General features: G+C 71.9%; 8 protein-coding genes and 1 pseudogene. 4 read left to right on the top strand and 5 right to left on the bottom strand.

Going from position 1 to position 8,931, the window contains the following annotated elements; translation table 11 throughout:
* Positions 1 to 2,066 (top strand): annotated as a pseudogene (locus ACTS11_RS09285) (chromosome segregation protein SMC); the annotation flags it as partial.
* Positions 2,067 to 2,113: 47 nt separating this feature from the next.
* Positions 2,114 to 2,509: a hypothetical protein gene (locus ACTS11_RS09280; protein WP_442640041.1), complete on the top strand. Its 396-nt coding sequence runs from the start codon at positions 2,114 to 2,116 to the stop codon at positions 2,507 to 2,509.
* Here ACTS11_RS09280 and ACTS11_RS09275 read toward each other — a convergent pair whose 3' ends face one another.
* From ACTS11_RS09275 to ACTS11_RS09255, 5 genes are all read right to left on the bottom strand, one after another.
* Complete coding sequence (locus ACTS11_RS09275) at positions 2,510 to 3,694, bottom strand: lytic murein transglycosylase (RefSeq protein WP_442640040.1); 1,185 nt, start codon at positions 3,692 to 3,694, stop codon at positions 2,510 to 2,512.
* 63 nt (positions 3,695 to 3,757) lie between these two features.
* On the bottom strand, positions 3,758 to 4,675 hold the full coding sequence (cbiB, locus tag ACTS11_RS09270) for an adenosylcobinamide-phosphate synthase CbiB (RefSeq protein ID WP_442640039.1): 918 nt from the start codon (positions 4,673 to 4,675) through the stop codon (positions 3,758 to 3,760).
* Positions 4,672 to 5,646, bottom strand: coding sequence for a threonine-phosphate decarboxylase (locus ACTS11_RS09265; RefSeq protein WP_442640038.1), 975 nt, complete (start codon positions 5,644 to 5,646; stop codon positions 4,672 to 4,674). The genes cbiB and ACTS11_RS09265 overlap by 4 nt, the downstream gene beginning before the upstream one ends.
* Positions 5,647 to 5,688: 42 nt before the next feature.
* Entirely contained in the window at positions 5,689 to 6,678 is a 990-nt protein-coding gene (locus ACTS11_RS09260) for a glutathione S-transferase family protein (RefSeq protein WP_442640037.1), read from the bottom strand.
* Positions 6,679 to 6,789: 111 nt separating this feature from the next.
* Positions 6,790 to 7,353, bottom strand: a complete 564-nt coding sequence (locus ACTS11_RS09255; RefSeq protein WP_442640036.1) for a CGNR zinc finger domain-containing protein — start codon at positions 7,351 to 7,353, stop codon at positions 6,790 to 6,792.
* Between the two features lie 257 nt (positions 7,354 to 7,610).
* Between ACTS11_RS09255 and ACTS11_RS09250 the strand changes: the two genes are divergently transcribed.
* On the top strand, positions 7,611 to 7,958 hold the full coding sequence (locus ACTS11_RS09250) for a hypothetical protein (RefSeq protein ID WP_442640035.1): 348 nt from the start codon (positions 7,611 to 7,613) through the stop codon (positions 7,956 to 7,958).
* A 140-nt stretch (positions 7,959 to 8,098) separates the two neighbouring features.
* The coding region (locus ACTS11_RS09245) for a DUF1611 domain-containing protein (protein WP_442640034.1) at positions 8,099 to 8,931 on the top strand (833 nt) is incomplete at its 3' end.

The raw sequence follows: 8,931 nt of genomic DNA, 5'->3' as shown, positions 1-8,931 counted from the left end.
CCGAGACCGCCCGCGCCGACGCCGAGGAGCGGGAGCGCGAGGCCCGCGCCGCCCGCTCCGACGCCGAGGGACGTGCCGGAACGCTTTCGGCCGAGGTCGCGGCGCTTGCCCGGCTGCTGGAGCGGGAGAAGGGCGCGAAGGACGCCGTCCTCGACGCGCTGCGGGTCGATCGGGGCTTCGAGGTCGTGCTGGGCGCCGCGCTGTCGGACGACCTGAACGCGCCGCTGGCCGGGACCGCGGGCGGCACCGGCTGGTCGGCGCTCGCCCCCTACGACGAGACCGCGCCCCTGCCGCAGGGTGCCGCGCCGCTCGCCGCGCATGTCGCGGCACCCGCAGCGCTTGCGCGCAGGCTGTCGCAGATCGGTGTGGTTGATCGGGCGGACGGAGCGCGCCTCCAGCCGCTCCTCCGGCCCGGCCAGCGGCTCGTCAGCACGGCGGGCGATCTCTGGCGTTGGGACGGCTTTGCGGTTGCGGCCGGCGATGCCGTCTCCGCCGCCGCGCGCAGGCTCGAGCAGCAGAACCGGCTTGCCGAGCTGAGCGCCGAGGCCGAAGCCGTGGAGGCGGAGGCCGCCCGCGCGAAGGCCGCGCACGAGACCTGGGCGCAGCGCCTCTCCGACCTGACGGAGGCCGACCGGACCGCCCGCAAGGCCCGCCGCGACGCCGAGACGAACCTCGCCGAGGCGAGCCGCGCTCGCACGAAGGCCGAGACCGAGCGCGCGGGCCTCGATTCGCGGCTCGACACGCTGCGCGAGACGGCGCGCCGGCACGAGGACGAGGCCGAAGGCGCCCGCACCGAGGAGGCCGCCGCGCGCGAGGCGAAGGAGGCGCTCGACGATCTCGACGCCGTGCGCGCGCGCCTCGCGGACACGCGCACCACGGTCGAGGCCGCGCGGATGACGATGCTCGCGCGCCGCGCCGCCCATGACGAGCTGAAGCGCGAGGGCGAGATGCGGTCCCGCCGCCTGTCGCGCATCGCCGAGGAGCTGGGCGGATGGCGCACCCGCCTCGCCTCGGCCGAGGCGAGGCTCGACGATCTGCGCCGCCGCAAGGCCGAGGCGGAGGAGCAACTGGCCGACGCCCGCGCCATGCCTTCCGAGATCGCCGAGCGGCGGGAGACACTGGCCGAACGGATCGGCGACGCGGAACGGCGCCGGGCTGCCGCAATGGACGCGCTCGCCGGGGCGGAGCGCGCCCATGCCGAGGCGCAGGGCGCCGAGCGCGCCGCCGAACGCGCCGCCTCCGAGGCGCGCGAGGGACGCGCCGCCGCCGAGGCCCGCCGCGACGCCGCCGCCGAGGCCGTGCAGGCCGCCGCCGCCCGCATCGCGGAGGAGCACGAGACGACGCCCGAGGCGCTGCGCGACAGCCTCGGCGCCCTGCCCGACCCGATGCCGCGAGCCGACGCCATCGAGACCGAGGTGCATCGCCTCCGCCGCCAGCGCGACGCGCTCGGCGCCGTGAACCTGCGGGCCGAGGAGGACGCGAAGACCGTGGAGGAGGAGCACCGCACCCTCGCCCGCGAGAAGGAGGACCTCGAGGCCGCCATCGCCAGGCTGCGCTCGGGGATCGCGTCGCTGAACCGCGAGGGGCGCTCGCGCCTGCTGGCCGCATTCGAGCAGGTGAACGCGAATTTCGCGAAGCTCTTCACCCACCTCTTCGGGGGCGGCGAGGCGCGGCTGGTGCTGGTGGAGTCCGACGATCCGCTCGAGGCGGGGCTCGAGATCCTATGCCAGCCGCCGGGCAAGAAGCTGTCGACCCTGTCGCTCCTGTCGGGGGGCGAGCAGACGCTGACGGCGCTGGCGCTGATCTTCGGCGTGTTCCTCGCGAACCCGGCGCCGATCTGCGTGCTCGACGAGGTCGACGCGCCGCTCGACGACGCCAACGTGGGCCGGTTCTGCGACCTCCTCGACGAGATGACGCGGCAGACCGAGACGCGCTTCCTCATCATCACGCACCACGCGGTGACGATGGCGCGGATGGACCGCCTGTTCGGCGTGACGATGGGCGAGCAGGGTGTCTCGCAGCTCGTGTCCGTGGACCTCAAGAAGGCCGAGCAGATGGTCGCCTGACCAACTCGTGACGCGCGCGTGAACGCCGGGCCGTGCTAGCCTCGGCCATGCGCCATGCCCTGTCCGCCTGTCTCGCCTTCGCCCTGACGCTCCCGGTCGTGGCGCAGACGCTCGATACCCGCCCCGGCGACGCGCTGATCCCGGTGGCGGACCTCGACGCACGGTTGCGGGGCCGGGAACTGGTCTACTTCGACGGCGGGGTGTCCCACTTCTACAACGACGGGCGCTACACCTATGCCTATGACGGCGGCGCGGGCGGCTATGCCTACGGCTATTTCGAGATCGAGGCCGAAAGCACGGTCTGCGTCCGGTTCATCACCGGCGCCGCCCGCTGCGATGCGATGGTCGAGAATGCCGGCCGCCTGATCCTGATCACGGCGGCCGGCGACCGTTTCCCGATCCGTGAGGTCCGCGACGCGGGTCCCGATCCGCAGCCGGACTGACTAGCGCAGCGCGCTCAGGAGCGCGGGCGTCGGCCAGGCGTCGGCGGGCAGGCCCAGCTCGCGCTGCACCTCGCGCACGGCGGCGCGGGTCCGGGCGCCAAGGATGCCCGTCGTGCCGCCGGTGTCGTAGCCCCGCGCCACGAGCAGCCGCTGCAACTCGCGCATCTGGTCGCCCGAAAGACCCGGCTCGGGGTTGCGCGGGTCGAAGACGGGTGCCCCCTCGAGCCGCGTGGCGAAGTAGGCGGCGGTCAGCACGTAGGTGAAGCTCTGGTTCCACTCGAAGAGCACGCTGAAGTTCGGATAGGCGATGAAGGCGGGGCCGTTGCGCCCCTCGGGCAGGATCAGCGAGGCCTGCGCGGAGGGCATCGGCAGGCTGCCGCCGGCTCGCGCGCGCACACCGTCCGCCTCCCACTGGGACACACTGCGCGAGGTGTGGATGCCGGTCTGGTACCAGTCGAGCGTGTCGGGGATCGTCACCTCGATCAGCCAGGGCTCGCGCGGACGCCAGCCGAGCGAGGACAGGATGTTGGCGCCCGACAGCAGTGCGTCGGCGGGCGAGGTCTGAAGGCTGATGCGGCCGTCGCCGTCGCCGTCGATGGCGTGCTCCACGATGTCGGTCGGGAGCATCTGCACCATGCCGATCTCGCCCGCCCAGGCGCCCTGGGTGTTCACCGGATCGAAGTTGCCGTTCTGGTAGAGCGTCAGCGCGGCGAAGACCTGTGGCCGGAACAGTTCGGGCCGCCTGCAATCATGCGAGAGCGTCACCAGCGAGTTGAGCGTGTTGTAGTCGCCCTGGAAGCCGCCGAAGTCGGTCTCGAAGGCCCAGAAGGACAGGAGGATGCCGCGCGAGACGCCGAAGCGCCGCTCGATCTCGTCGAAGACGGCGCCGTAGCGCTCGGCGTTGCGGCGCCCGTTGTCGATGCGGTTCTGCGAGATGAGGCGCCGCGAGAACTCGGTGAAGGGCACGGTGAAGAACCCCTGCCGCCGGTCGGCGTCGAGGGTGCGCTGGTCGAACCTCGCGCTCCGGAAGAAGGCGTCCACGATGTCCTGGGGATGGCCGCGCTGGATCGCTTCGGCCTTGAGGCCCTGGACGAACTGTCCGAAATCGCCGCCGCATTGCTGCGCCTGGACCGGCCCCGCCGCCAGTCCCAGGGCGACGAACGCCGCGAAAAGTCTCTGCTTCATCTGGTGGTGCCTCGCTGTCGAGCCGTCGGAAACAGACTAGCAACGCGCGGCACGCCCGCAAGTTCAGAACAGGGAAAGTAGGCCCGTGGTCAGGAAAACCCCACCCCAGACGCGCCAGAGCACGGACGCGGCCGCGTCGATGTCCTCCGCCGTCGCCGCACGCCGGCCGTCGGCGTTCAGGACCGGGTCCGTCGTCATCTCGCCGCCGTAGCTGCGCGGCCCGGAGAGCGCGAGGCCGAGCACCCGCGCCATCGCCGCCTCGGGCCAGCCCGCGTTGACGGACCGGTGGCGCGGCCCGTCCTGCGCGGCGATGCGGAGCGCCGAGGCGTCGCGCGACACGGCCGCGATCAGGAGGGCGGTCAGCCGCGCGGGAACCCAGTTCAGCACGTCGTCGAGGCGCGCGGCGGCCCAACCGAACGCCCCGTGCCGCTCGGTCCGGTGGCCGATCACGGAATCGGCGGTGTTGACGATCTTGTAGAAGATAATGCCGGGCAGCCCGCCGAGCAGGAACCAGAAGGCCGGGGCCACGACCCCGTCCGAGAGGTTCTCGGCCGCGCTCTCGACGGCGGCGCGGGCGACGGCGCCCTCGTCGAGCGCGGCGGTGTCCCGGCCCACGATCATCGACACGGCGCGCCGCCCCTCGGCAAGCGAGGCGCGCAGACCTTCGGCCACGGCGCGGACGTGATCCACGAGGCTCTTCTGCGCGAGCAGGATCGCGGCGCCGATCACCTCGAGGACCGGCCCGCCCGGCAGCGCGGCGATGGCGGCTCCGAGCGCGACGGCGCCCGCCGACAGGCCGAGCACGACGAGCGCACCCTTGGCCCTGCGCCCGTTGCCCCGGTTGAACCGCGCGTCGCACCAGCCGACCGCCCGCCCCATCAGGACGGCGGGATGCGGCAGACGGTCCCACAGGAGGCGCGGCTCGCCGAAGGCGGCGTCGAGCGCCAGCGCGGCGAGAAGGAGGAGCGCATGCTCCGTCACGCCAGCGCATCCCAGAGGCGGCGCCAGTCGTCCTCGCCCCCCGGCAGGCCGAGACGGAGCCACGTGGCCGAATAGGGGAAGACGCGGGCGAGGATGCGGGCCTCCGCCAGCCGCGCCTGCCAGGCAGCAGCGTCCGGCACCGTGTAGGTGCGGAAGAGCGTCGTGCCGCCCGCAAGCCCCGCCCCCCGCGCCGCCATCATCGCATCGAGCCGGGCCGCATCGCGGGCGAGGCGCTTGCGCGTCGTCTCGGCCCAGCTCCGGTCCTCGAGGGCGCGGGCGCCGATCTCGAGCGCGGGGCCCGCGACGGCCCAGGGTCCGAGCGCCTCGCGCATCCGGGCGCACTTCGCCGGACTGCCGATCAGGAACCCGAGGCGCAGCCCGGCAAGCCCCCAGAACTTGCCGAAGCTCTTGAGGACGACGACGCCCGGCTCCGTGGTCCGGGCGACGTGGGAAACCTCGGGGCAGACGTCGCAGAAGCTCTCGTCGATCACGGTGAGGGCCCGCCCGCCGATGTCGCCCGCCGCCATCAGCCGCCCGTCGGGGTTGTTCGGATGGACGCCGACGCGCACCTCGACCTCGCCCTCCTCGCCCTCCTCGCCCTCCTCGACCACCTCCCAGCCGGCCGCGCGGAAGGCGGCGGCGTGCTCGTTGTAGGTGGGGCCCGGGATGGCGGCGCGTCGGCCCGCGACCTGCCCCGGCATCCGCGCGATCAGCGCGCTCGCGCCCGGCGCGGCGACGATGTCGGCCTCGGGCGGAACGCTCCAGAAGCTCCGCGCCGCGCCGATCAGGCGATCCATCGCCGCGCGGTCCGGCAGCGCCGTCCAGGCGCGCCCGGGCAGGTGGCCCAGCGGGTAGGGAACCGGGTTGATCCCGGTGGAGAGGTCGAGCCAGTCCTCCCGCGCGCCGCCCCAGCGCGCGACGGCGGCATCGACGCCGCCGCCATGGTCGCGGGTGGGAAGGGTCTGGTCCATCGGGCCTCGCGTGATCCGCCTCGGCCCGATCTGGACCGTTTCTCAGGCCGCCTTCAAGGCCTCGCGGCCATGCGATGCGTGCCAGTCGATCACCGGGTTGATGGGCACGATCCGGTGCGGATTGATGCTGTCGTGGCTGTAGTGGTAGTGCCGCACGATGTGGTCGAAGTGGATCGTCCCGGCCACGCCCGGCCACTGGTAGAGCTCGCGCGCATAGGCCCAGAGGTTGGGATAGTCGATCAGCCGCCGCCGGTTGCACTTGAAGTGCAGGTGATAGACCGCGTCGAAGCGGGCGAGCGTGGTGAAGAGCCGCCAATCCGCCTCCGTCACCCGGTCGCCCGCGAGATAGCGGTTCCGGGAGAGGATGTCCTCCACCCAGTCGAGCGCGTCGAAGAGCGCGTGCACGGCCTCGTCATAGGCGTCCTGCGTCGTGGCGAACCCGGCCTTGTAGACGCCGTTGTTGATCTCGTCGTAGACGCGGGCGTTGATCTCCTCGATGCGGGGGCGCAACGCCTCGGGCCAGAAATCGAGCGTGTTGCCGGTGATCCCGTCGAAGGCGGAGTTGAACATGCGGATGATCTCGGCGCTCTCGTTCGAGACGATGCGGCCGGTCTTCGTGTCCCAGAGGACGGGCACGGTCACCCGCGTCGTCACGTCGGGCTGCGCGCGCTGGTAGATCTCGCGCATGTAGTCCGACCCGAAGAGGCCGTCGCCCGTGGCGCCGGCGAAGTCGGTGGCGAAGGTCCAGCCCTCGCCCAGCATGTCGGGATGCACGACCGAGACGCCGATATGCGGCTCGAGCCCCTTGAGCGCGCGGAAGATCATCGTCCGGTTGGCCCAGGGGCAGGCATGGCTGACATAGAGGTGGTAGCGCCCGCTTTCGGCCGCGAAGCCGCCCTCGCCGGAGGGGCCGGGCGTGCCGTCGGCCGTCACCCAGTTGCGGAACTGCGACTCCTGCCGCTTGAAGGCGCCGCCGGTCGACTTCGTGTCGTACCACTGGTCGCGCCATTCTCCGTCGATCAGAAGTCCCATGGCTTCCTCCTTCGTTTTCCTTCGCTTCGAGAAGTAGGAGCGAAGCGGCCTTCTAGAAACCGGCAGCACCGCACGGACGGTTCCGCACGCGCGCACATGGCGGCGGGGGGCTCAGGCGACCGGCCGCCGCCGTTCCCGGAAGCTCGCGGCCTTGGCGCGGTTGCCGCAGCGCGCCATCGAGCACCAGCGCCGCCCCGTGCCCCGCCCGTGATCGAGGAACAGGTGCGTGCAGCGCCGGCATTCCCTCAGCCGGTCGAGATCGGCCGACGCGAGAAACCCCGCGAGGCAAAGCGCGAGCGTGTCGTGGAGCCCGCCGAGCGGCCCCGGCTGCCAGCCGATCCGCGTGCCGCCGAGCGCGAGGTCCGCGTCGGCCATCGCGCCCTTCATCGCGCTCTCGATGACGAGACGCTCCTCGCGCCCGGGCGTGCGCCCCGTGGCGATTGCGGAGAGGACGGACCATGTCGCCTCGCGCAGATAGCGCAGGGCGCGCAGCTGGCCCTGGCCGGGCGGCTGGACGACCGTGGGAATGTCGAGCCCGCCCGAACGGAGTTGCGCCAGCAACTCGCCGCCCGTCGCGAAGGTGTCGCGATTCCGCGTCTTGCCGTCATCGGCCACCGTGTTGACGAAGGCGAGGATCGGGTGCCCCGGCCCTGTCGTGGCGCTTCGGTCTGTCATTCGTCCGCCGTCATGCGATCCATTTCCGGTCAACTTGTCGGAGCATTCTTCCGTCGGGACTGTCCCAGGCGAGTAAACCGGTAACATGTCGATAAAGGGTGACGGCTACAAATTCCACCCGTCGCGCCCGCAGGTGCAGGGGCGCATCCGTCCCGCAGCATTCTGGCGACAATCCTTTTCGTGCCGCATCCGCAGGTTGACTCCCGCGCAGACTGCCGCATCTTTATCCACAGTTGCATCGCCGGGGGGCGCGTAGCATGACCGAGTTTCTTCCGAAGGACCTGCTGGACCAACTGAACGCCGCGCGCCGCCAGTCGAGGCGCAAGCGGGCGACGCGTGTGGTCCATGTCGGCGACGAAGCCTTTCCGATCCTCGACTACAGCGACGGCGGCTTCGCCGTGGACGCCGACGACGTGCCGCGTCTGCGCGGACTCATCGACATCTTCGAGGGGCCGAGGCATCTCACCCAGGCGCTGATCGTCGCCTCGGCGCGCGACGGCGACCTCATGCGCTACGAGTTCAAGCGCAACACACCCGCCGAGATGACTGCGCCCGTCGACTTCGAGCGCGCGACGCCGCCCGTGGGACTGATCGCGCGCGACTGACGGCGAGGCGCGGGATTTTCCCGCGCGAGCCCGGTCTCGCGCAGGAATTTCCGCAAGATGGCCCCTGCGGGCGCGGAGATATCCAGAAAACCACGCGGGGCTCGCGCTATCCTCCCGGCGAACCCGACCCGGAGACCGCGATGATCGAGACACCCTACCTCCTCTTCCTCGGCGATGCGCCGGACCAGCTCGCCGCCAAGGTGGCGCGCGGCATCCGCGACTGGCGCCCGGACAATGCCCTCGGCCAGTTCCGGATGGAGGGCTGCAAGGCCGATGTGGGCCTGCCCGACATGGACCTGGCGCAGGCGAAGGCCGCGGGCGTGAAGACGATGGTGGTGGGCGTCGCCAATCGGGGCGGCGTCATCTCGCAGGCCTGGAAGAAGGTGCTGGTGCAGGCGCTCGAGGAGGGGTTCGACCTCGCCTCGGGTCTCCACAACCTCCTGCGCGACGAGGAGGATCTCGCCGCTGTCGCCCGCGCCACGGGGCGCAGGCTGCATGACGTGCGCGTCCCCTCGGTGAAATACCCGATCGCCAGCGGCGTGCCGCGCACAGGCAAGCGTTGCCTCGCCGTCGGCACCGACTGTTCGGTCGGCAAGATGTACACTTCGCTCGCCATGGATGCCGAGATGAAGCGGCGGGGCCGCAAGTCCTCGTTCCGGGCGACGGGCCAGACCGGCATCCTCATCACCGGCGAGGGGGTGCCGCTCGACGCCGTGGTGGCCGACTTCATGGCTGGTTCCATCGAGTGGCTGACGCCCGACAACGACGCGGATCACTGGGACATGATCGAGGGGCAGGGGAGCCTCTTCCACGTCTCCTATTCCGGCGTGACCATGGCGCTGATCCACGGCGGTGCGCCCGACGCCCTGATCCTCAGCCACGAGCCCACGCGCCCGCACATGCGGGGGCTGCCCGGCTATGCCATGCCGAGCCTCGAGGCGCTGCGCGACCTGGCACTGCCGGTGGCGCGGAT

This window comes from Roseicyclus sp., from assembly GCF_052168335.1.
Lineage (GTDB): Bacteria > Pseudomonadota > Alphaproteobacteria > Rhodobacterales > Rhodobacteraceae > Roseibacterium.
Note: the sequence above shows the minus strand (reverse complement) of the source record. Positions and strands in the feature narration are given on the sequence as shown.

Coding starts and splice junctions, on each gene's coding strand:
- ACTS11_RS09255 (WP_442640036.1), bottom strand. CDS start 7,353: ATGACAGACCGAAGCGCCACGACAGGGCCGGGGCACCCGATCCTCGCC.
- ACTS11_RS09265 (WP_442640038.1), bottom strand. CDS start 5,646: ATGGACCAGACCCTTCCCACCCGCGACCATGGCGGCGGCGTCGATGCC.
- ACTS11_RS09250 (WP_442640035.1), top strand. CDS start 7,611: ATGACCGAGTTTCTTCCGAAGGACCTGCTGGACCAACTGAACGCCGCG.
- ACTS11_RS09275 (WP_442640040.1), bottom strand. CDS start 3,694: ATGAAGCAGAGACTTTTCGCGGCGTTCGTCGCCCTGGGACTGGCGGCG.
- ACTS11_RS09280 (WP_442640041.1), top strand. CDS start 2,114: ATGCGCCATGCCCTGTCCGCCTGTCTCGCCTTCGCCCTGACGCTCCCG.
- ACTS11_RS09260 (WP_442640037.1), bottom strand. CDS start 6,678: ATGGGACTTCTGATCGACGGAGAATGGCGCGACCAGTGGTACGACACG.